The organism is Sorangium sp. So ce327 (assembly GCF_051530205.1).
Classification (GTDB): domain Bacteria; phylum Myxococcota_A; class Polyangia; order Polyangiales; family Polyangiaceae; genus Sorangium; species Sorangium cellulosum_B.
Genome location: NZ_CP150330.1, coordinates 13,438,506 through 13,459,463 on the forward strand (window position 1 = coordinate 13,438,506; position 20,958 = coordinate 13,459,463).

Sequence of the window (20,958 nt, forward strand, 5' to 3'; positions counted from 1 at the left end):
GCCGACCACATCAACGGCGTCGAAGGCGAGGCCCCCATGAGCGATCCCGCGGCACTCCTCAGGAAGCTGGCGGGTGAGCTTCACCTGTCTCCCTCGGCATGCGCGGAGATCCAGCGGGCGCTCGCCGAGCACGCCGCGCGCAGCCTCACGGAAGAGCTGCCGGCGACCGTGGTCCGGGACGCGCCGGCGGCGCCGAGAGGCGCGCCGGGGCCGAGCGGGGAGGCGCCTGCGGCGGCCGGGGACGCGCCCGGGCTGACCGGGGACGCGTCGGCGGCGGCCGAGCGCCGCCCGAGCGCCGCGCCTCCGGCGGTCCACGCGCCGGTCGCGGCGTGGCCCTGGGACCGTTACGACGATCTCGGGCTCATCGGCCGCGGGGGCATGGGCGAGGTGCGGCGCGTGCGCGATCGCGTGATGGGCCGCGTGCTCGCCATGAAGCTGCTGCGCGTCGAGGGGCAAGACGACGCGGACGGCCGGGCGCGCTTCCTCGACGAGGCGCGCCTCACGGCGTGCCTTCAGCACCCAGGGATCGTCCCCGTCCACGACTGCGGGATGCTCCCGACCGGCCAGCTCTGGTTCACGATGAAGGAGGTCCGCGGCCGCACGCTGAGCGCGCTGATCCGCGCGCTCCACGCCTCGGGCGAGGCGGGCCCCTCGCCCGAGGCGCTGCGCCGCGGGCTCGACGTCTTCGTCCGCGTCTGCGAGGCGGTCGCGTACGCGCACGGCCAGGGCGTCCTCCACCGCGATCTCAAGCCGGACAACGTCATGATCGGCGAGTTCGGCGAGGTCCTCGTGATGGACTGGGGCATTGCCCGCGCGACCGCGCGCGGGGCGCTGGCGAACGCGCTCCCGGACAGCGGCCACCACACGCACGTGGGCCTGGTCCTGGGGACGCCGGTCTACATGCCCCCGGAGCAGGCGCGCGGCGAGGCCGAGCAGCTCGGGCCCCCCAGCGACGTGTACGCCCTCGGGGCCGTCCTGTACGAGCTCCTCTGCGGCGAGCCGCCGTTCCGGGGGCCGGCGCTGGCCGTCCTTGCGCAGGTGGCCCAGCGGCCGCCCGAGCGGCTCGCCGTCCGGTGCCCTGACCAGATCCCTCGGGATCTCATCGCGATCTGCGAGCGGGCGATGGCGCGCGACCCGCCTTCGCGTTACGCGAGCGCCGAGGTGCTCGCCGCGGAGATCCGCGGCTTCCTCGACGGCGCCCGCCGTCGCGAGCGGGCGCGCGCCCTGGTCGAGGAGTCGCGCGCGCTGGCGCCGCAGATCGAGGGCCTGCGCGCGCGCGCCCGGGCCCTCCGGGCCGAGGCGAAGGCGGTGCTCGGGCGCCTCGACTCGTTCGCGCCCGCCGCCGAGAAGGCGCAGGGATGGGCGCTCCAGGACGAGGCGCGCGCGCTCGACCGCGCCGCCGCCCTGGACGAGGCGACCTGGCACCAGAAGCTCCGCGCCGCGCTCAACGAGGCCCCGGACTTCGACGAAGCGCACGCGGCGCTCGCCGACGCCCACCTGGCCGATCTGCGGGCCGCCGAGGAGGCCCGCGACGCCGAGGCCGCGGCGCGCGCCGAGGCGTTCCTCAGGGCGCACGCGCGCGAGCGGCACGCCGTCTTGCTCCGCGGCACCGGGGCCCTCTCGCTGCGGACCGACCCCGAGGGGGCGCAGGTCTGGCTGCTCCGCTATGTCGAGCAGGGGCGCCGGCTTCGCGCCGAGCCCCAGGGCTTCCTCGGTCACACGCCGCTCTGCGAGGTCCCGCTGGCGCGCGGCAGCTACCTGCTCTCGATCCGCGCGCCCGGGTACCGCGAGGCGTCGTACCCCGTGAAGATCGGCCGCGGCGAGCACTGGGACGGCGTGCGTCCGGGCGGCGCGGAGCCGTTCGTGGTGCCCCTCCTGCCCTCGGAGACGCTCGGCGAAGAGGACGTCTACGTGCCGGCGGGCTTCTTCTCGGCCGGCGGAGACCCGCAGGCCGGCGACGGCCTGCCGGCGTGCCGGATCTGGGTCGACGGCTTCGTGGTGCGGCGGCATCCGGTGACGCAGGCCGAGTACCTCGCCTTCCTGAACGATCTGCTCGCGCGCGGGCGCGAGGCGGAGGCCGCGGCGGCGTGCCCGCGCGCGGCCCGCGCGATCGCCGGCAACGTGGACATCCCGCTGTTCGCGCGCGACGGGGACGGGCGCTTCGTGCTCGGCCCAGAGGCGCGCGCGGAGCAGGCGCGGCACCCGGTCGCCTCGGTGGACTGGCGCAGCGCCGTCGCCTACGCGTCCTGGCTGGAGGCGCGCACCGGCGCCCCGTGGCGCCTCGTCGGCGAGCTCGAGCGCGAGAAGGCCGCGCGCGGCGTCGACGGGCGCTTCTTCCCCTGGGGAGACGAGCCCGAGCCGACGTGGGCTTGCATGGTGGGCGGCCGGCCCGGCCCCGCGAGCCCGGCGCCGGTGGACGACCATCCGACGGACGAGGGCCCCCACGGCGCCCGGGGCCTCGCGGGCAACATCCGCGACTGGTGCGCCGAGCTGTGGATGCCCGACGGCCCCACGGTGGTCGACCGCATCGCGCGCCTCCAGCCAGCGGACGCGGCGGCTCCGGGGCTCCGCTCGATCCGCGGGGGCGCGTGGAGCTCCGGGCCCCCCGCGGTGTGCCGCGCGGCAGGCCGCTTCGCTGCGCGCCCGGAGGATCGCTTCAGCGCCGTGGGCTTCCGTCTCGCCCGGCCAGCCGTCGCCGGCGGGTAGCCGGCGGTCGCCGGCGCGCAGGGGGACGTGGTCGGACCCGGCGACCGGCCGTGTTTGGCTGCTGAGCCCGCATCGCAGCGCTGGCGCCGGGGAACGGCCTGGTATCAGACGGCGAAAAACGGCGACAGACGGCGACAGACGGCGGATGTCGCGTTTGCACTCGAGCGCTAAGGTCGTGGGGACAGCCTGTGTCCACGAGGTCCATGGAGAACACGGATTCGCGTCAAGAAACGGCGGAGCTCTCCGAAGCGGCCTCGCCCGCTGCGGCGCCCCTGCAGTGCGGCGAGGCGGGGGCTGCGCGGCTCGATCAGGAGCGCCCTGCGCTGGACGAGTCCCCCGCGGACCGCGCGCTGGTCGACGCCTTCTTCCAGGCCACGACCGCGGGGCTGGCGGTGATCGACCGCGATCTCCGCGTGGTGCGGCTCAACCAGGCGCTGGCGGACATCAACGGGATCCCCCTCGATGCGCACCTCGGCAGGACGATCCCCGAGCTGCTCCCGGAGATGAGCGACGTGATCGTCGCCAATCTCCGGCGCGTCCTGGAGACGGGCGAGGCGTTCACCGCCGAGGTGACGGGGACGACGCGGGCATCGGAGCGGCCGCGCTCCTGGCTGGTCAATTACGCGCCCGTGCGGGCGAAGGACGGGCCCGTCATGGGTGTGGGGGCGATCGTCCTCGACATCACCGAGCGCAAGCAGACGGAGGACAGGCTCCAGGAAGAAGGGGAGACGCTCGAGCTGCTCAATCGCGCCGGCAAGCAGCTCGCCGCCGAGCTGGATCTGGAGAAGCTCGTGCAGGCGGTGACCGACGCGGCCACCCGCCTGAGCGGCGCCCAGTTCGGCGCGTTCTTTTACAATGTCACGAACGCCGAGGGGAAGAGCTACATGCTCTACACCATCTCCGGCGTGCCCCGAGAGCACTTCTCCGGGTTCCCGATGCCGCGCAACACGGCCGTGTTCGCGCCGACCTTCAACGGCGAGGGCGTGGTGCGGCTCGACGATGTCACGAAGGACCCGCGCTACGGGAACAACCCCCCTTACCATGGGATGCCGAAGGGCCACTTGCCTGTCGTCAGCTACCTTGCCGTGCCGGTGGTCTCCCGTTCGGGGCATGTCATCGGCGGGCTGTTCTTCGGGCACTCCGAGCGGGGTGTCTTCACCGAGCGGGCGGAGAAGCTGGTGGTCGGCCTCGCGGCTCAGGCCGCCATCGCGATGGATAACGCGCACCTGTTCCGGAAGGCGCAGCAGCTCATCCAGGCGCTCGAGCGGAGCAACAACGAGCTCGACCGCTTCGCCTACGTGGCGAGCCACGACCTGAAGGCGCCGCTCCGCGCCATCGCGAACCTCTCGCAGTGGATCGAGGACGATCTCGTCGACAAGGCGACGCCGGAGACGCGCCAGTACATGGAGCTCCTCCGCTCGCGCGTGGTCCGGCTGGAGGCGCTCATCGACGGGATCTTGCGCTACTCGCGCGCTGGACGCCTCCGCGACAAGCCCGAGATCGTGGATGTCCAGAAGCTCCTCGAGGACGTCGTCGCCCTGCTCACGGTCCCTGCGGGCGCGTCGATCGAGGTCGCGATGGGCATGCCGACGCTGCTCGCCGAGCGGATCCCGCTGGAGCAGGTGTTCCTGAACCTGATCGGCAATGCGTTGAAGTATGCCGAACGCCCCGACGCGCGCGTCGATGTGCGGGGGCGGGCGCTGGGCGATCTCTGGGAGTTCTCGGTGAAGGACAACGGACCCGGGATCGATCCGCGATACCACGGGAAGGTATGGGAGATCTTCCAGACCCTGAACGCGCGCGACAACATCGAGGGGACGGGCATCGGGCTCGCGATCGTCCAGAAGATCGTGCTCAGCAAGGGGGGGCGTGTGTGGGTCGAGTCCGAGCAGGGCGCCGGCGCCACGTTCTTCTTCACCTGGCCTCGGATGGAGACGGACGGCGGGCTCGGCATGCGCTGAGGCGCGCCGGCTCTGGCATGGCGCGCGGCGCGAGGCGAGCGTGGCAATCCGCCACGCCCCGCGCCGCCTGACGGAGCCGGAGCGTCGCGGCCGCTCGTCGTGGGGCGGTGGCGCGCGATCTGCTTTCTCGCTGTCGGTGGGCATGGGCCCTTGCCCCATGCCGGGAGCGCGACGGTGAAGCATCGATCCATGGCGGTCCTCCTGAACTGCTCTTCCCGGTCGAACCGCGCGGCGGCGCAGCGCGCGCGGCTCGGGGAGCTCCTGAAAGAGAGCGGCCTCGCCGCGGAGGTGCTGTGCGCCGAGAAGGGGCAGCAGCTCGGGGAGCTCGCCCGCCGTGTGGCGCGGGGGCCTTGCGACCTCGTCGTGGCCGGCGGCGGCGACGGGACGGTGAACACTGTCGCTGCCGCGCTCGCCGGCACGGACAAGACGATGGGTGTCCTTCCGCTCGGCACGGTGAACCATTTTGCCAAGCACCTCGGCGTTCCGCTCACCCTCGAGGGCGCCGTGCGCACGCTCGTCGCGGGGCGGCGCGTCCGGGTCGATGTCGGCGAGGTCAACGGCCGGGTCTTCGTGAACAACTCGACGCTGGGCATTTACCCGGGCATCGTGCGCGCCCGCGAGGCGCTCCGGAAGCGGCGTGGGCTCAACAAGTGGATAGCCCTGGCGCTGTCGACCGTCTCGGGGATCCGGCGGCACGAGCGTGTCCGTCTCCGGCTCGTCCTGGATGGGCAGGAGGTCGAGCTGGAGACGCCGTTCGTGTTCGTCGCGAACAACGACTTCAAGCTTGGCGACGTGGACATCGGCCGCCAGCGCCCGCCGTGTTCGGGTGAGCTCGGCGTCTGCGTGGCGCACGCGGAGAGCCGCCTCTCCACGCTCAAGCTCATCGCCAGCGCGGCTGTCGGGCGGATCCATCAATCGAGCGATTTCAGCATCCTACGAACGACGGAGCTCCGGGTGGAGGCGCCCCATCGCAGCCTCCACGTGGCCGCGGACGGCGAGGTCCTCAGGATGACGCCGCCGCTCTGCTATCGCGTGCGGCCTGCAGCGCTGCGGGTCATCGTGCCGCTGTCGTCCGAGCTCCGCGCGGGCTCGCGGCGGCAGGAGGATCGATCGGGCCGTATCGCCGCGCTGGGGGGATGAGGCGCCGTGCGCACGCTCGTGCACCTGTCGGATCTGCACTTCGGCCGCGTCGACAAGGCCATCCTCCGCCCGCTGATCGACAGGATAGGGGAGCTCGAACCGCACGTGGTCGTGATCTCCGGCGATCTGACCCAGCGGGCGCGCGACGCCGAGTTCGCCGAGGCGCGCGCCTTCCTCGACGCGCTGCCCTCGCCGCAGATCGTCGTGCCTGGCAACCACGATGTCCCGCTCTACAACCTGTTCGACCGGTTCTTTCGCCCGCTCGACAGGTACCGGAGCCACATCACGGACGACCTCTCGCCGTTCCACCTCGACGCGGAGATCGCCGTCCTGGGCATCAACACCGCGCGCTCGCTGACCATCAAGGATGGGCGCATCAACGCGCGGCAGATTCGGGAGATCAAGGCGAGGATGTGCGATCTAGGGCCCGGGATCACGAAGATCGTGGTGACGCACCACCCGTTCGATCTGCCGGAGAACTCGCCGCATGCGATCGTCGGGCGCGCGCGGCAGGCGATGGCGGCGGTCGCGGGCTGCGGTGTCGACGTCATCTTGTCGGGGCACCTGCACCTCAGCCACACGGGGCACTCCGCGGAGCGCTTCGAGGTCGGCGGCCACTCCTCGCTGATCGTCCAGGCCGGGACCGCGACCTCCACGCGCGGGCGCGGGGAGCGGAACGCCTTCAATGTGATCCGCGTCGATGGGAGGAAGATCCATATCGAGCGGTATTTCTGGCAGCCGGAAGGCGGCCTCTTCGGGATCGCGAGCACCGAGCATTTCGAGGAGACGTCGCGCGGCTGGGTGCGGGCGGCGTAGGCAAAAGAGAGTCTTCTCCTTGCGCCTTTGCGCCTTTGCGCGCGGCGGCCACGCCGCTCGCTTGAATCTCGCGCACTGCGCGCCGCGGTGTAGCATGGGGTCACGTTGGCCCCGCCCCGCATGAAGAGCTCGCCCCGTGAACGCTCTGGCATGCCGTCCGGAGCGCTGCCGCGCCCAGGGAATGCCAGGATCGCGCTGATCGCCCTCGTCGTCGCGGGAGCAGTCGGCCTGACGTCCTGGTGGATCGCGCGGCCTGCGGGCGGCCCCGAGGGCTCGCGGCCCGGCCCGACCGCGGAGGCGATGGCCAAGGTGCGTCCGGACATCGAGGCCATGCTTCGCTCCTTCGAGCCGCCGCCGCCCGAGCCTCCCCAGCGCGCGCTCCCCGAGCGCCCCCTCGCGCTCCCGGCTCCGCCCGAGCCGCCCGCGCAGCGCGATGGCCACGATCTCCGCAAGATCGAGCCCGTGCGGCTCTTCATGGAAGCGCGGAGGGCTGCCGCGCACGGCGATTACCAGGCAGCGGCGCAGATCCAGCACTGGGCCGTGGCTGGCGGGGTGGACGGGAAATACGACCTGGCGTGTTATTACGCCCGCGCCGGGCAGCTCGACGCCTCCTTCCACTGGCTGGAGCGCGCTGCGGTCGAGGAGGGCGTCGACCCGGACTGGGCAGCCCGGGACTCCGATCTGGAGGTGCTGCGCAGCGATGCGCGATGGGCGATGGTCTATCCCTACCTGGCGCGGGCCGGGCGCTACTGGGGACAGTCCGGGATCAAGAAGACGCTCCTGGTGCTCCCGAAGGGCTATCGCACTGGCAAGCCGATCCCGGTCGTGATGGGCATGCACGGCCTGGGGTCGCAGCCGGAGGATTTTGTGGACGAGAGCGTCCAGCGCGCCGCCGACGCGCTCTCGGTCGCTTTCGTCTCCGTGAGCGGCACCCTGCCGCGCGGACCACGCAAGTTCGTATGGTCCGAGTCGCCCGCGCGCGACCGCGCGCGGCTGGACGAGGCGCTCGCCGAGGTGCGCGACCGGGTGACCGTTGCCCCCGGCCAGGTGATCCTGATCGGCTTCTCGCAGGGCGGCCAGATGGCCGCCGAGATCGCGGCCCGGGATCCGCGCCACTACGCCGGTGCCGTCGTCATGTCTCCCGGGTCTGTCACCGAGCTCTCGCTCGACGGCGTGCCGCGCTCGCCCGAGCTCGCCCAGCGCCGCTGCGTCGTGGTGGTCGGCGCCGGCGAGTCACCTGGCAACGTCCGGCTCGCCGAGCGCGACGCCACGCGGCTGCGCGCGCTCGGCGCCGAGGTCTTCCACAAGCCCTACGCGGAGCAGCAACAACACTCCTTCCCGCCGGACTTCGACACCGCGCTCCCGATCTGGATTCGCTACATCCTCGGCACGGGCCCGAGGCCCCGGTAGCCCGCGACCCGGAAGGCGCGTCCCGTTCGCGGTCGCGCACGAGAACGACGCGCGCTGCGATACGACAGACACGTTATGCGTGGTGCCGAATCGATCCGTGCGCTCGCGATGCGAAATGGGCGATCTCTGGAGAATGCGCGCCGTCTCGTTCTTCGCGAGATGGGTGGAAATGAGCTTTCCAAGCTGATCGGGGCCGCCGTTCGTGCTGGGCGCGGGTTGCAGCGTGAGCGCGGGAGCGCTGCACGATCGATTGACAGCGCCCGGACCGCCAGCAAGATTCCTTTCGGACGGATGAGCATCGGGAAGGTCGAGAACGCGTGATGGCGTCGCGCGCGCCGGCCGAGTGTTGGGTGGTCTGGGGGGAGGTCAAATCATGAGAACGCTCACGGGGGCCCGGCTGGTCATCTCCGCGCTCTTGCCGGCGGCCTGCGCGCAACCGACCGAGAGCGGCTCGCGCGAGGAGAGCGGGGAGGAGCGGTCAGCGATCGTCGGCGCCGACGCCCGGGCGGACAACACGCACACGGCGGTGGTGTCCCTCGACGGAGGCTGCAGCGGCACCATCGTTCGCCGGAGCGCCGATGGCGACAAGGTCTACGTGCTCACCGCCGCGCACTGCTGCTTTTCCCCTCCCAAGAAGGTCCTGATCGGCCCCGACTTCTTGGAGCCGTCGATGACGCTTGATGTCGATGATGATTCGGTCAGGCTTCACCCCTGTCACAACCTGTTCAACCACGACTATGATGTCTGTGTCGTGACTGCCAGAGGCGCGGACGATCTCGATGTCACGCCGATCCCGCTTGCGTCGGCGCCGGACGATGTGACGGTCGGAAGCGCATTGACCGTCGTGGGGTACGGCGGCACCCCGGCGCAGAACTCTATTCGCCGGAGGGTCGAAGCGCGCGTCAGCGAGGTCGAGCCGCTCACGATCGTTGTCGATCAGACGAACGCACAAGGCGGCGTGTGCTACGGCGACAGCGGCGGTCCAGCGCTGATCCTGCAGAATGGCGTCGAGGTCGTCGCGGGCGTGAGCTCATTCGTCGCCAGATCCAATTTTTGCGACGCCTCGGGTGCGCTCGCGCGCGTGGCCTTCGCTGGCGTCCGCAACGAGTTCCTGGAGAAGGTGCTCGCGGGCGAGGAATCCACGCTCGAGCACCGCCTGATCATGCGCGGCGGTGTTACTCCCGGTCAGGTCCGCGACACGTACATCGCGAGCGACCAGCCCGATCAGAGCTTCGGCGAGCGCGTCGATCTCCTCGTGGGGACGCCGCCTGGCACCGATGCGGTCCGCCGCGCCCTGCTCCGCTTCGATCTCTCCTCGGTCCCCCGGCGGGCGACGCTCCTCACGGCTCGCGTCGGGCTGGGGGTGGCGAGCACGAGCGGGCCGGGAGCGATCTCCGTGCACCGCGTGGTGAGGGACTGGGACGAGAGCGAATCCTGGGCTTCCTTCGCAGAGGATTCGTTTGATCCCATTCCCGTCGCGGTCACCGGCAACGTGAAGGCCATTGTAAAGGAGGGTGGCCTCCTCTCGTTTGACGTGACCAGGCTCGTCCTGGATTGGCTTCGCGGCAAGACGGAGAATTACGGCATCCTGCTCCGCTCGGACGACCGCGAGCAGATTCAGCTCTTCGCCAGCGATCTCCCCTCGAGTCTGCGACCGTGGATGCGCCTCTGCTATCTGCCGAAGGCGCCTTGAACCCGCGTCGTCTGAGCTCGTTCCAGGCTCCGCGCCCGCGGTAGGCACCCAGAGAGGGGGTTCTCCGCGCGGGGGGATTGGCCAATGTCTGTTGGATCAGTCGAGTGAGCGGTAGGCGCCCGGAGAGGGGGTTCTCCGCGCGGGGTGGGGGATGGGCCGATGTTTGAGCCTGGGTCATCCCTCCTCCGGCGGAGCCGGAGGAGGGATGACCCAGGCGAGTTCGGCGGGGCCCCCACCCCGCGCGGAGAACCCCCTCTCCGGGCGCCGGGCGACCCGGCAAGACCTCACGTCCGCCGGGACAATAGCCGCCCGGATCCTGTCACCCCATCACGCCAGCCTGCCGAGCTCCCGGAACCGCCCGCGCAGGTCGTTGTAGAGCCCCCGGTACACCGCGTGGATCTCCCGGTACCGCGCCGAGCGCGCCGCGTCCGGCGCGACCCGGGACACGACATGGACGAACGCGTCCGCCGCCTCCTCGACCGACGGGAACAGCCCCGCGCCCGCCGCGCCGAGCAGCGCCGCGCCGTAGGCCGGACCCTCGGTCGACGTCGTGATCGCCACCGGCGCCTCGAAGACGTCGGCCATCAGCTGGCGCCAGAACGGGCTCCGCGCCCCGCCGCCGGTCAGGCGGATCTCGTCGATCGAGACCGCCGCCGCGCCGTTCGTCTGGCCCACGCCGCGCATCAGATCCAGCGAGTCCGCAAGCCCGAACGTGATGCCCTCCAGCACCGCGCGCGAGAGATCGGCCTTCGTCGTGCGGGCGCTCAGCCCCACGAACGCGCCGCGCGCCGCCGCGTCGTTGTGCGGCGTGCGCTCGCCCATCAGGTACGGCAGGAAGACGACGCCGCCCGCGCCCGGGCGCGCCGTCGACGCCGTGTCCGAGATGATCTCGTACGGATCGACCTTGCGGAGCTCGGCCGCCATGCGCTCCCCGTCGCCGAGGACGTCGCGGTACCAGCGGAGCGCGCCGCCGGCGGCGAGCATCACCCCCATCAGGTAGAAGCGGCCCGGGACCGCGTGGCAGAAGCTGTGGAGCCGCATCTCGGGCTCCACGATCCACGAGTCGGTGTGCGCCAGGATCACGCCGCTCGTGCCGACCGACGCCATCGCCCGGCCGGGGCGCACGATGCCGAGCCCCACAGCGCCCGCCGCGTTGTCCGCGGCGCCCCGCACGACGGGGATGCCCGCTGGCAGCCCCGTCGCGGCCGCGACCTCGGCCTTCAGCTGGCCGAGCGGCGCGTTCGAGGGCGCCGACCGCGGGAACACCGCGCGCGGGACGCCGACCGCCGAGAGGAGCTCGGCGTTGAAGGAGCGATCCCCGGGCGAGAACGCCAGCGTGCCGCTCGCGTCGCTGTCGTCCGTCCCGAGCTCGCCCGTCAGCCGCAGGCCCACGAAATCCTTCGGCATGAGCACCGCGCGGACGCGGGCGAACGCCTCGGGCTCGTTCGCCCGCAGCCAGAGCAGCTTCGGCAGCGTGAACCCCTCGAGCGCGCGGTTGCCGACGAGGCGCGCGAGCCCCGCGTCGCCGACCTTCGGGTTCGCGCGGATGGCCTCACACTCGGCCGTGGTGCGCGTGTCGCACCACAGGATCGCAGGCCGGATGACCGCCTGCGCCTCGTCCAGCAAGACCGCCGAGTGCATCTGCCCCGTCAGCCCGATCGCGCGCACGTCGTCGCGGCGCGGGCCGAGGGCGCGGGCGAGCTCGCCGAGGGCGCTCAGCGCCGCCGCGGCGAAGTCCTCGGGATCCTGCTCGGCCCACCCGGCGTGCGGCGTGGAGAGCGGGTATTCGCGGTGCGCCGACGCGACCGCCGCGCCGCGCTCCGTTTCGACTGCGATGGCCTTGAGGCCGCTGGTCCCGACGTCGATTCCGATCACGATGGCCATGGAAAGCGTCCTTTTTGCAGTTTCGTCTACTTCGGTGATCTTCGTAACGACTCTTAACTAATCGAGAAAATCGTAAGCTTTGTGAGCGCGCGAGCCGCGCGGCTAGAACACGACCTGGAGCTTCATGGGCGCGGTGCCCTTCTTCATCATCTCGAGGCCGCGCGGGAGCTCCTCGACCGGCATCGCCTCGGAGAGGAGCTTCCTTACGTCGACCGCGCCGCGCTCCATCAGCTTGAATGCCCGGTCGTACGTCCGCCGGATCGCGAAGCTGCCGATGATCTCGAGATCGCGCCGGTAGATCTCGAACGGCGAGATCTCCACCTTGTCCTGCGGCCCACACACGCCGAACACGAGGTACCGGCCGCCGTTCTTGACGTACTGGACCGAGTCGCCGAGCACCCGGGCGATGCCCGTCGCGTCGATCACGACGTCGAAGCCGTAGGGCGCGATCTTCTTGAGCTTCGCCTGGAGCGCGTTGTCGGCGAGCACCACCTCGGTGGCGCCGTGCTGGCGGGCGAGGTCGAGCTTCGACTCGACGACGTCGACGACGGTGACCGCGGCGGCGCCGTTCGCGAGGCTCGCCTGGAGGTGGAGCTGGCCGATCGGGCCGGCGCCGAGGACGAGGACCTCCGAGCCGATCTCGATGCGCGCGCGATCCTGCCCGAAGACGACGCACGCGAGCGGCTCGCAGAAGGCGGCCTCGCTGAACGAGACGCGCTCGAAGCGATAACAGTTCTTCGCGGGGACCCGGACGAGCTCGGCGAAGCCGCCGTCGCGCGTCACGCCGACCGCGTTCCACTTCAGGCAGTGGTTCTGCCGGTTGATCATGCAGAAGTGGCACTCTTCGCAGGTCACCGTCGGGTCGACCATCACCCGATCGCCGGGCCGGAGGCCCTCGACCTCGTCGCCCACCGCCGCCACCTCGCCGGCGAGCTCGTGCCCGGGGATCAGCGGGAAGGTCGGGAAGAAATCGCCCTCCCAGATGTGCACGTCGGTGCCGCAGATGCCGCACGCCTTCGCGCGGACGAGGACGTCGCGCGGGCCGATCTGCGGCGGGGCGACGTCATGGCGAACGGCGATCTTCTTCACGGCTTCGAGCACGGCAGCCTTCATGCGAGACCCTCCTTGGGAAGGTCGCATAAGCGGGCCAGCGCCGCGCGTCGAGGGTCGAGGGCCGCCGGCCGCGCCCGCGCCGCCTCGCGCAGCGCCGGGGACCGCCCCGCGCAGCGTCGCACGACGTCGCGCAGGGCGGCCTGACGCGGGACGTCAGGACTTCGTGGCCGGCTTGGACGGGGAGATCGTGCGCCAGAGGAACGCGTAGACGTCCATCAGATCGCGCGGGGCGAGGCCGCGCTCGCGCAGGCGCCGCTCGAGCTCGCGCGCCAGCGATTGCATCCGGGCATACCCCTCGGCGCTCGGCGCGCGATCGTAGGCGAGATTGAAGCCGAGCACGGCGGCCTGCTTCTCGTAGAAGGAGGGCTTCACGAAGACGTGCTCGCCCGGGTAGACGAGCGCGCCGAGGATCGTGACGAGCGGCCACGTGACGACCTTGGCCGCGGCGAGCACGCCGGCCAGCCGGTCGAAGCGCGCGGCGTAATCGCCCGCGCCATAGAGGAGATCCACGACCGCCTCGGCGTAGGCGCGGTGGTGCTCGGCCGGCATCTTGTTGAAGGGGATGAGATCGCCGAGGGGGTGCAGGAGGCCGGTCGCGGCCTTGTGGACCTTGGTGATGCGCTCCATGAAATCGTTCAGGTTGCCCGCCGCGAGCAGCGCCTCGAGCTCGCCCTTGGCGAGGAGCGCGCGCGCGGTCTCGATGGCGCCTTGCTTGAAGGCCTTGCTCTTCTTCTTCCCCACGCTCGCCGGACCCTCGGCCCCCTCGCCCCCGGCGGCGCCTCGTTCCTCGGCGATGAACTGCGGACCCCCGAACCCACCCTCGAACTGCGACTCGAAGCTCGCGACCTGCTCGTCGAAGCTCGTGACCGGCGGCGCGACGACGCGGGCGCGCTGCTTCTTGGCGGCGGCCGACGGCCGGTCACGGAGACCGCGGATCCTGGCCTCGAGCGCGCTCGCCTCGTCGTCGCCGAGCTGCACCGGCTCGAGCTTCGACCAGAAAGCCTTGGCGATGGAGTGATTGAGGCCATCCTCGAAATCGTAGAAGCGCTTTTCGTCGCGCTCCTCGACGAGGTATCCGAGTCCCCATTGGGGACACCCCGGGTGCTTGACGATGATCGGGGCCGAGGGTTCCGTTGAACGAGAGGTCGCCATAGGCGGCGCAGCCTACTCGATCTTGGGACGACCGCATCCGCCCCGGAGCCCCTTCTGGACCCGTGTTCAGGTGCGCCGCGCCGGCCCATGCGGGCAGGCCGGCGCTTCGGGTCTCAGTTGACGTCGCGCGCCGCCGAGGCGAGCGCGAGCTGCTGGAGCGCGAGCGCCTCGGTCACGCGGCGCACCCGCGCGACGACGTCGAGGGTCTCCAGCACCGCCTGCCGCTCCCGCGCGTCGAGGATGAGGTGGTGGGCGCAGAGATCCGCGACGAGCGACGTGGCCGCGTCGCGCGGCAGCCGGAACTCGAAATTGCTGTCCCGATCCCGGACGAGCGCCGCGAACGAGGCCGCGGTGGAGATGAGCGCGGCGTGATCCTGGGCCGAGACCTCCCCCGGCTCGTCCTCGAGGACCGTCGCCGCGGCCGTGCGGTACGGCGGCACGAACGGGCGCTCCGCCAGGCGGACCCGGGCGCGGCCCCGCAGCATGATGTTGTAGCGGCCCCCGGGCAGCTCGGCGTGATCGATGATCTCGCCGGCGCCGGCCACCTGCGCGATGGCCGGGTGGCCGTGCGCGTCGACCGCGCGGGGGTCCGTGATGAGGACGACGGAGAGGATGCGGTGCGTCCCGAGGGCGTCGCGCACGAGCGCCCGGTAGCGCGGCTCGAAGATGTGGAGCGGCAGCAGGGCGCCGGGGAAGAGCACCGTCTGCGGCAGCGGGAACAGCGGCAGCTCGGGCAATGCCCCACTGAGGTCGCCCGGGCGCGGAGGCGTCGTGTCCACGGGCCGCAGGGTAGCACGCGGGGGGTCGGGTGTGGCGGCGCCACGTACATGCACACCGGGCTCGGCGGTCCGCCGTCGCCGGCCCGCGTTCTGGCGCGCGTTCCGCGGAGGCGAGCGCGGCGCGCCGTCAGCCGAACATCTCGATGGCCGAGCCGGTGACGGCGTCGGGGGCGTCGAGCGCGGCGTACACGAGGAGCCGCGCCACCTCGTCGGCGCTCATCTGCGGGGGAAACCCGCTCCCGACGAGCATGTCGGTGTCGACCGAGCCGGGGAGCACGGCGATGGACTGGAGCCCCGTCCCGCGCAGCTCCTCGGCCAGGCTCTTCGAGAGGCCGATGAGGCCCCACTTGGACGCGGCGTACGAGGCGTTGCCGGGGCACGCGAGGGTCGAGGAGATGCTGCCGACGTGGACGAGGCGGCCGCGCCCCTGCTTCAGCATGGCCGGGAGGAACGCGCGCGAGATGAGGAAGGGGCCGCGGAGGTTGACCGCGATCACCTCGTCCCAGGCGGCGGGCGCGGTCTCGTGGACCTTCGCGCCGCGGCTCACGATGCCGGCGTTGTTCACGACGACGCGGGGCGCGCCGAGCCACGCCACCACCTCGGCGGAGGCGCGCGCCACCTGCTCCTCGGAGGCGACGTCGCAGGGGACCGGGAGCGCGGCGACGTCGAGGCGGCGGACCTCGTCGGTGACCTCGTCGAGGCGCGGGCTCGGCGGGCCGAGCAGCGCGATGGAGAGGCCGCGCCGCGCGAGCGCGAGCGCCGTCGCCCGGCCGATCCCGCGGCTCGGCCCGGTGACGACCGCGACGTCGGTCACGCCCTCCCCCCGGAGAGCGCGGCGAGGGCGAGATCGCGCTCGGGGCCTGGCTCGGCGAGCTCGCCGGCGGCGGCGACGGTCTCGATGAGGGCGCCCGCCTTGCGCTCGCCGCGGGCGATGAGGCACGTGTGCGTCAGCGTGAGCTTGCACAGCGCGCCGCGCGCGCCGAGCTCGCGGACCAGGAGCTCGACGAGCTGCCCGCCGATGCGCTCCTGCAAGGTCAGCCGCCGCGCGAGCGCGTCGAGGACGTGCGCGAGCGTCCCGATGCCGGCGACCCGCGCGCCCGGCAGGTAGACGATGATGCCGGTGCCGTGCCCCGGCAGCAGGTGGTGCGGGCACATCGTGGTCACGGCGAGGTCGCGGGCGATGACGAGGCCGCGCTCGAAGGGGCCTGTCTCCATGGCGCCCTCGCGGAGCACCGCGGCCGCGTCGATGGCCTCGCCTTCGATCAGGTCGTCGGCCCACGCGTCGGCGACCCGCTCGCCCGTGCCCGCGAGGTCCCCCTCGACGTCGCGCCCGAGGGCGCGGAGGAACTCCTCGATCGCCCACGCCGCTCTCTTCCGATCGATCACTGGGACCTCGTCAGTTGAGCAGCTGCCGGCGCCTCTCGGCGGTGATCGGCTTGCGCCCGGCGTAGCCGGCCTCGAGCCCGTGGAAGTGCTCTACGGCCGGCTCGCCGTAGCGCCAGCAGAGCCAGACGAGGGCGCCGTCGAGGCGCCCGTAGAAGTCGCAGAGGCCGATCCGCTGGTCCTTCACGACGACCCCGAGCTCCTCGATCTCCTGCCACCCGGACTCGTACGCGGCGATCTTCTCCGAGAGCTCGCGCTCGCGGGCCCGCGCCTGCTCGCTGCCGTTGCGCGCCATCTCGATGAGCTGATCGGGCGTCGCGGCCGGGCTCTGCACGGCCTGCACGAGCTCCTGCCAGCAGCGCTCGATATCGCTCGCCAGGGCGAGCTGCCGGCCGATCCTCTCCGAGAGCCGCGGGACGAGCGCGTTCGCTTCTTCGATCGTCCAGATGCGGGAGGTGCTCACGGGACCTCACCTGAAGGGCGGCGCGACGACCCGGTCATGCAGGGCCGGTAAGCGGAGGAGAGTGCGGTGTCAAGGGCTTCTACGGAAGGAGCCGCCGCGCGCGCTTGCATGCCGCGAGCAGCGCGCGCCCGCCGCATGCTGCGCGCGAGCAGCGCGCGCGGCGAGGGCGCGCTCGGTCGGGCGTGCGGGCGTGCGGCCGGTGCAGGCGCGCCCTCGCGAACGACAGCCAGCGTGGCCGCGATCACCCGCGTCGCGCCCTTCCTCTCCACTCGGCAATGTGTTGCGCGCGGCGTTCTGCAAGCGATAAGCTCGCGCGGCGATCCTGTCGGATCGCGAGGCCGCCGCATGCGACTCCGGACGATGTCGGGCATCAAGCTGTCGAATTGGCTCCTTGGCGGCTGGAGCGGGCTCGTCCTCCTCTACCTGTATCTGCCGATCCTGCTCCTCGTCGCCTACTCGTTCAACGACTCGCGGATGAGCGTGGTGTGGGAGGGGTTCACCTTCAAATGGTATCGGCAGCTCTTCGATGAGCTCGTCGCCCACCTGGGCGACGAGCGGCGGTCGCCGCTCATCGAGTCGCTGAGCAACAGCGTGATCATCGCCGCGATCACGACGGCGTTCTCGGTCGCCCTCGGCACGGCGGGCGCCTTCCTGCTCTACCGCTACAGGTTCCCCGCGCTCCGGTCGATCACGACGCTGATCTTCATTCCCATGATCATCCCGGAGATCATCATGGGGATCAGCCTGCTCATCTTCTTCAAGACGGTGCAGCTCGATCTCGGCTTCACGACGGTCATCATCTCGCACGTCACCTTCTGTTTCCCGTTCGTGCTGATCGCCGTCCAGGCGCGGCTCGCGGGGCTCGATCCGTCGCTCGAGGAGGCCGCCCTGGACCTCGGGGCGACGCCGCTCAAGGCGTTCTTCCTGATCCTGGTGCCTTACCTTCTGCCCGCGATCATCTCCGGTGCGCTGATGTCGTTCACGCTGTCGATGGACGAGCTCATCGTCACCTACTTCACCCGCGGGCCCAAGTCCGAGACCTTGCCGATCAAGGTGTTCGGCATGGCGAAGGTCGGTCTGAACCCGATGCTGAACACGATCTCGACGGTGTTCATCGTGGCGACTGCGATGCTCGTCGTGATCGCCGAGTCGCTGAAGGGCACCGCGAGGCGGCTCCCCGACGAGGGCTGAAGGGGAGCGGCGCGCGGCGCGAACGCGGGGGCCTGCGACGGCGCAGGCGAGACAAGGAAAAGGCCAATGAAACGCATCTCAGCGCTCTTGATACTGATGTTCGTCCCGCTCCTCTGCCTCCTCGGCTGCGGGAAGAAGGAGAGCCCGGCGCCGCAGCAGGCGGCCGCCTCGGGGAGCGCCCCGGCGCCCGAGCCGAAGCCGGGTAACGAGCTCAACCTCTTCGGGTGGTCCGAGTACGTCCCGCAGGAGGTCCTGGACGGCTTCACGAAGGAGACGGGGATCAAGGTCAACTACGAGACCTTCGCCTCGAACGAGGAGATGCTGTCGAAGCTCCTCGCGGGGGGCACCCGGTACGACCTCATCCAGCCGTCGGAGTACGCGGTCGAGGCGCTCATCCGGCAGAAGAAGCTGCAGCTGCTCGATCCATCGCGCATCCCGAACCTGAAGAACATCGCGCCCGCGTTCAGGAACCAGCCGCACGATCCGGAGCTCAAGTACTCGGTCCCGTGGATGGCCACGGTCGTGGGCATCGTCGTCAACACCCAGAAGGTGAAGGAGCCCGTGAAGGGCTTCAAGGACGTGTTCCAGCCGAAGTACAAGGGGCGCATCGTGGCCCTGAACGACAACCGGGAGATGGTCTCCTGGGTCATGGTGACGATGGGGATGAACGCCAACGACGTGACGCCGGAGAACCTCGCGAAGATCAAGCCGACCCTGGCGGAGTGGATCAAGCTCGTGAAGGTGTTCGACTCCGACAGCCCGAAGACGGCGCTGCTCAACGGCGACGTCGACATCGGCGTCGTCTGGAGCGGGGAGGCGGCCCTGCTCTACCAGGAGGACAAGGACAAGTTCCAGTTCGTCCTGCCGCAGGAGGGGACACACAAGGCGATCGACAGCCTGGTGATCCCCGACAGCGCCCAGAACAAGATCGGCGCGGAGATGTTCATGAACTACATCCTCCGCCCCGAGGTCAGCAAGCTCATCTCGGACAAGTTCCCTTACACGAACCCCAACGCGGAGGCGCGCAAGCTGCTCACGCCGGAGCAGCTCGCGAACCCGGCGAGCTACCCGCCGCTCGCGGGGATGGAGACGTTCCACGACATCGGCAAGGTGGCCGCGGACGTGGACAAGCTGGTGACCGACCTCAAGGCGTCGCAGTGAGCGGCGGGGCGTCATGAACACGGCCACCGGGCAGGTCGTCGAGCTCCAGGGCGCCCGGCGGAGGCCGGGCGTCCGCGGGTGGCTGCTGCTCGCCCCGCTCCTGCTCTGGCTCTTCGCCTTCGTCGTGGCGCCCACCGCGATCATGTTCGTCTACAGCTTCTGCGAGCGGGACGAGCTCGGGCAGGTGGTCTTCGAGCTCTCGCTGTCGAGCTACGCCCGGGTCTTCGACCCGACCTACCTCAAGATCCTGCTGAGCTCGATCAAGTACGCCGCCATCACCACGGCGATCTGCCTCGTCGCGGGCTATCCGGTGGCGTACTTCATCGGGCGGGCGAGGGAGGGCGTCCGGAACCGGCTGCTCATGCTGGTGATGGTGCCCTTCTGGACGAGCTTCCTCATCCGGACCTATGCGTGGATGTCGATCCTCAAGTCGGAGGGGCTCCTCAACGGGCTCCTCCTCTACCTGCGGATCATCTCGACCCCCCTCGACATCATGTACACGCCGACGGCGGTGGTCATCGGCCTCGTCTACTCGTATCTGCCGTTCATGATCCTGCCCATCTACGGGAGCGTCGAGAAGCTCGACAACGCCCTGATCGAGGCGGCGTTCGATCTCGGCGCGGGGCCCGTGTCCGCGTTCTCGCACGTCATCGTCCCGCTCACCCGCCCGGGCATCCTCGCGGGCGTCCTGCTCGTGTTCATCCCGGCGCTCGGGATGTTCGCGATCACGGATCTCATGGGGGGATCGCGCGTGCCGATGATCGGCAACGTCATCCAGAACCAGTTCGGTCAGGCGCGCGACTGGCCCTTCGGCGCCGCGCTCGGCATGGCGCTCCTGCTCCTGTTCTCGCTCTTCTTCCTGCTCGGCCTGCGCAAGGAGCCGGAGGCCTGATGCGGCGCCGTCGCGCGGGGTGGCCCAGCGCCGCTCGTCTTCGCCTCTTCCGCCTCTCCCGCCACCCCCGCGCGCTTTGCCGGCCCTCCGAGGTGAATCGATGGATGTGATGGTCGAGCTCCGCGCGGTCACCAAGCGATTCGGCGCCTTCCACGCCGTGAGCGAGGTCGACCTCCAGATCAGGGCGGGCGAGTTCATCACCCTCCTCGGCCCCTCGGGGTGCGGCAAGACGACGCTGCTCCGGATGATCTCGGGCTTCGAGACGCCGTCGAGCGGCGCCGTCTTGCTGGAGGGGAAGGACGTCACGCACGAGCCGCCGTACCGCCGGGACGTGAACCAGGTGTTCCAGAGCTACGCGCTGTTCCCTCACATGACCGTGCAGGAGAACATCGGCTTCGGGCTGCGGATGAAGAAGGTGCCCCGGGCGGAGATCGACGAGCGGGTCCGGGCCGCGGTCGCGATGGTGTCGCTCGGGGGCATGGAGGAGCGCAAGCCGTCGCAGCTGTCCGGCGGGCAGCGGCAGCGGGTCGCGCTCGCGCGGGCCATCGTGTGCCGCCCGAAGGTCCTGCTGCTCGACGAGCCCCTCTCGGCGCTGGACGCGAAGCTCCGGCACGCCATGCAGGTGGAGCTCAAGGCGCTGCAAAAGAAGCTCGGGATCACCTTCGTGTTCGTGACCCACGACCAGGAAGAGGCGCTCACCATGAGCGACCGCATCGCCGTGATCAACAAGGGCCGGATCGAGCAGCTCGGCGACGCGTCGCAGATCTACCACCGCCCCAAGACGACGTTCGTCGCGAGCTTCATCGGCCAGGCCAACATCCTCCGCGCGACCGTCCTCTCGCGGAGCGGCGAGCGGGCGCGGGTCCAGCTCGACGGGGGGCTTGAGCTCCTCGTCAACGCCGAGCACCTGGCGGGCGGGGCCGGGAGCACCCTTGTCTCCATCCGGCCGGAGAAGATCGCGCTCCGCAGGGAGCCGCAGGGCGCGCCGGAGAACCGCTTCGAGGCGCGCGTCGAGGACGAGCTGTTCAAGGGCGCCACCGACCAGCTGCGCCTCCGGACCGACGCCGGCCTCGCGCTCACGGCGGTTGTCGCCAACGAGAGCTCCGGCCAGGCGGCGCTTCACGTCGGAGACCGGGTGTTCTGCCACCTCCACCCCGACGACATCGTGATCGTCCACGAGGGGTGATCCTCGCCGGTCGGCCGTCGCGCCCGTG

General features: G+C 71.0%; 17 protein-coding genes. 10 read left to right on the forward strand and 7 right to left on the reverse strand.

Annotated features, from left to right (window positions below):
- Window positions 1–36: 36 nt before the first annotated feature.
- The 6 genes from WME95_RS50510 to WME95_RS50535 all read left to right on the forward strand — a co-directional run bounded on the left by WME95_RS50510 (window position 37) and on the right by WME95_RS50535 (window position 9,726).
- Entirely contained in the window at window positions 37–2,706 is a 2,670-nt protein-coding gene (locus WME95_RS50510) for a protein kinase domain-containing protein (protein ID WP_437906309.1), read from the forward strand.
- Window positions 2,707–2,909: 203 nt separating this feature from the next.
- A complete protein-coding gene (locus WME95_RS50515; protein ID WP_437906310.1) occupies window positions 2,910–4,667 on the forward strand; it encodes a sensor histidine kinase in 1,758 nt (585 codons plus the stop codon).
- A gap of 189 nt (window positions 4,668–4,856) precedes the next feature.
- On the forward strand, window positions 4,857–5,807 hold the full coding sequence (locus WME95_RS50520) for a diacylglycerol/lipid kinase family protein (RefSeq protein ID WP_437906311.1): 951 nt from the start codon (window positions 4,857–4,859) through the stop codon (window positions 5,805–5,807).
- 6 nt (window positions 5,808–5,813) lie between these two features.
- Window positions 5,814–6,623, forward strand: a complete 810-nt coding sequence (locus tag WME95_RS50525) for a metallophosphoesterase family protein (RefSeq protein WP_437906312.1) — start codon at window positions 5,814–5,816, stop codon at window positions 6,621–6,623.
- A gap of 150 nt (window positions 6,624–6,773) precedes the next feature.
- Window positions 6,774–8,033, forward strand: a complete 1,260-nt coding sequence (locus WME95_RS50530) for an alpha/beta hydrolase (protein ID WP_437906313.1) — start codon at window positions 6,774–6,776, stop codon at window positions 8,031–8,033.
- Window positions 8,034–8,406: 373 nt separating this feature from the next.
- Entirely contained in the window at window positions 8,407–9,726 is a 1,320-nt protein-coding gene (locus tag WME95_RS50535) for a DNRLRE domain-containing protein (RefSeq protein WP_437906314.1), read from the forward strand.
- Window positions 9,727–10,053: 327 nt separating this feature from the next.
- On the opposite strand, the gene xylB is transcribed toward WME95_RS50535, so the two are convergent.
- From xylB to WME95_RS50570, 7 genes are all read right to left on the reverse strand, one after another.
- Window positions 10,054–11,610, reverse strand: a complete 1,557-nt coding sequence (gene xylB / locus WME95_RS50540) for a xylulokinase (RefSeq protein WP_437906315.1) — start codon at window positions 11,608–11,610, stop codon at window positions 10,054–10,056.
- A 102-nt stretch (window positions 11,611–11,712) separates the two neighbouring features.
- Window positions 11,713–12,723, reverse strand: a complete 1,011-nt coding sequence (locus WME95_RS50545; RefSeq protein WP_437548313.1) for a zinc-dependent alcohol dehydrogenase family protein — start codon at window positions 12,721–12,723, stop codon at window positions 11,713–11,715.
- Between the two features lie 153 nt (window positions 12,724–12,876).
- Window positions 12,877–13,875: a hypothetical protein gene (locus WME95_RS50550; protein WP_437906316.1), complete on the reverse strand. Its 999-nt coding sequence runs from the start codon at window positions 13,873–13,875 to the stop codon at window positions 12,877–12,879.
- Window positions 13,876–13,988: 113 nt separating this feature from the next.
- On the reverse strand, window positions 13,989–14,654 hold the full coding sequence (locus WME95_RS50555; protein ID WP_437548317.1) for an LON peptidase substrate-binding domain-containing protein: 666 nt from the start codon (window positions 14,652–14,654) through the stop codon (window positions 13,989–13,991).
- 127 nt (window positions 14,655–14,781) lie between these two features.
- Window positions 14,782–15,468: an SDR family NAD(P)-dependent oxidoreductase gene (locus tag WME95_RS50560; RefSeq protein WP_437548318.1), complete on the reverse strand. Its 687-nt coding sequence runs from the start codon at window positions 15,466–15,468 to the stop codon at window positions 14,782–14,784.
- Entirely contained in the window at window positions 15,465–16,040 is a 576-nt protein-coding gene (folE, locus tag WME95_RS50565; RefSeq protein ID WP_437714828.1) for a GTP cyclohydrolase I, read from the reverse strand. Before folE ends, WME95_RS50560 begins: the two co-directional genes overlap by 4 nt.
- A 10-nt stretch (window positions 16,041–16,050) precedes the next feature.
- On the reverse strand, window positions 16,051–16,500 hold the full coding sequence (locus tag WME95_RS50570) for a DUF2203 domain-containing protein (protein WP_437906317.1): 450 nt from the start codon (window positions 16,498–16,500) through the stop codon (window positions 16,051–16,053).
- Between the two features lie 345 nt (window positions 16,501–16,845).
- On the opposite strand from WME95_RS50570, the gene WME95_RS50575 reads away from it, so the two are divergent.
- From WME95_RS50575 to WME95_RS50590, 4 genes are all read left to right on the forward strand, one after another.
- Window positions 16,846–17,691 carry an ABC transporter permease gene (locus WME95_RS50575; protein ID WP_437548323.1) on the forward strand — a complete coding sequence of 282 codons (846 nt, stop codon included), beginning with the start codon at window positions 16,846–16,848 and terminating at the stop codon, window positions 17,689–17,691.
- A gap of 66 nt (window positions 17,692–17,757) precedes the next feature.
- Window positions 17,758–18,852 carry a polyamine ABC transporter substrate-binding protein gene (locus WME95_RS50580; RefSeq protein WP_437906318.1) on the forward strand — a complete coding sequence of 365 codons (1,095 nt, stop codon included), beginning with the start codon at window positions 17,758–17,760 and terminating at the stop codon, window positions 18,850–18,852.
- A 13-nt stretch (window positions 18,853–18,865) separates the two neighbouring features.
- A complete protein-coding gene (locus tag WME95_RS50585) occupies window positions 18,866–19,744 on the forward strand; it encodes an ABC transporter permease (RefSeq protein ID WP_437548327.1) in 879 nt (292 codons plus the stop codon).
- 100 nt (window positions 19,745–19,844) lie between these two features.
- The gene (locus tag WME95_RS50590; RefSeq protein WP_437548329.1) at window positions 19,845–20,930 is read left to right on the forward strand and encodes an ABC transporter ATP-binding protein; all 1,086 of its coding nucleotides are present in this window, start codon (window positions 19,845–19,847) and stop codon (window positions 20,928–20,930) included.
- Window positions 20,931–20,958: the final 28 nt, after the last annotated feature.

Bases quoted from the DNA above. Each gene is read 5' to 3' on its own strand.
- xylB (WP_437906315.1), bottom strand. From the start codon at position 11,610: ATGGCCATCGTGATCGGAATCGACGTCGGGACCAGCGGCCTCAAGGCC.
- WME95_RS50550 (WP_437906316.1), bottom strand. From the start codon at position 13,875: ATGGCGACCTCTCGTTCAACGGAACCCTCGGCCCCGATCATCGTCAAG.
- WME95_RS50590 (WP_437548329.1), top strand. From the start codon at position 19,845: ATGGATGTGATGGTCGAGCTCCGCGCGGTCACCAAGCGATTCGGCGCC.
- WME95_RS50515 (WP_437906310.1), top strand. From the start codon at position 2,910: ATGGAGAACACGGATTCGCGTCAAGAAACGGCGGAGCTCTCCGAAGCG.
- WME95_RS50580 (WP_437906318.1), top strand. From the start codon at position 17,758: ATGAAACGCATCTCAGCGCTCTTGATACTGATGTTCGTCCCGCTCCTC.
- WME95_RS50530 (WP_437906313.1), top strand. From the start codon at position 6,774: ATGCCGTCCGGAGCGCTGCCGCGCCCAGGGAATGCCAGGATCGCGCTG.
- WME95_RS50510 (WP_437906309.1), top strand. From the start codon at position 37: ATGAGCGATCCCGCGGCACTCCTCAGGAAGCTGGCGGGTGAGCTTCAC.
- WME95_RS50545 (WP_437548313.1), bottom strand. From the start codon at position 12,723: ATGAAGGCTGCCGTGCTCGAAGCCGTGAAGAAGATCGCCGTTCGCCAT.
- WME95_RS50520 (WP_437906311.1), top strand. From the start codon at position 4,857: ATGGCGGTCCTCCTGAACTGCTCTTCCCGGTCGAACCGCGCGGCGGCG.
- WME95_RS50575 (WP_437548323.1), top strand. From the start codon at position 16,846: ATGCGACTCCGGACGATGTCGGGCATCAAGCTGTCGAATTGGCTCCTT.
- WME95_RS50535 (WP_437906314.1), top strand. From the start codon at position 8,407: ATGAGAACGCTCACGGGGGCCCGGCTGGTCATCTCCGCGCTCTTGCCG.
- WME95_RS50585 (WP_437548327.1), top strand. From the start codon at position 18,866: ATGAACACGGCCACCGGGCAGGTCGTCGAGCTCCAGGGCGCCCGGCGG.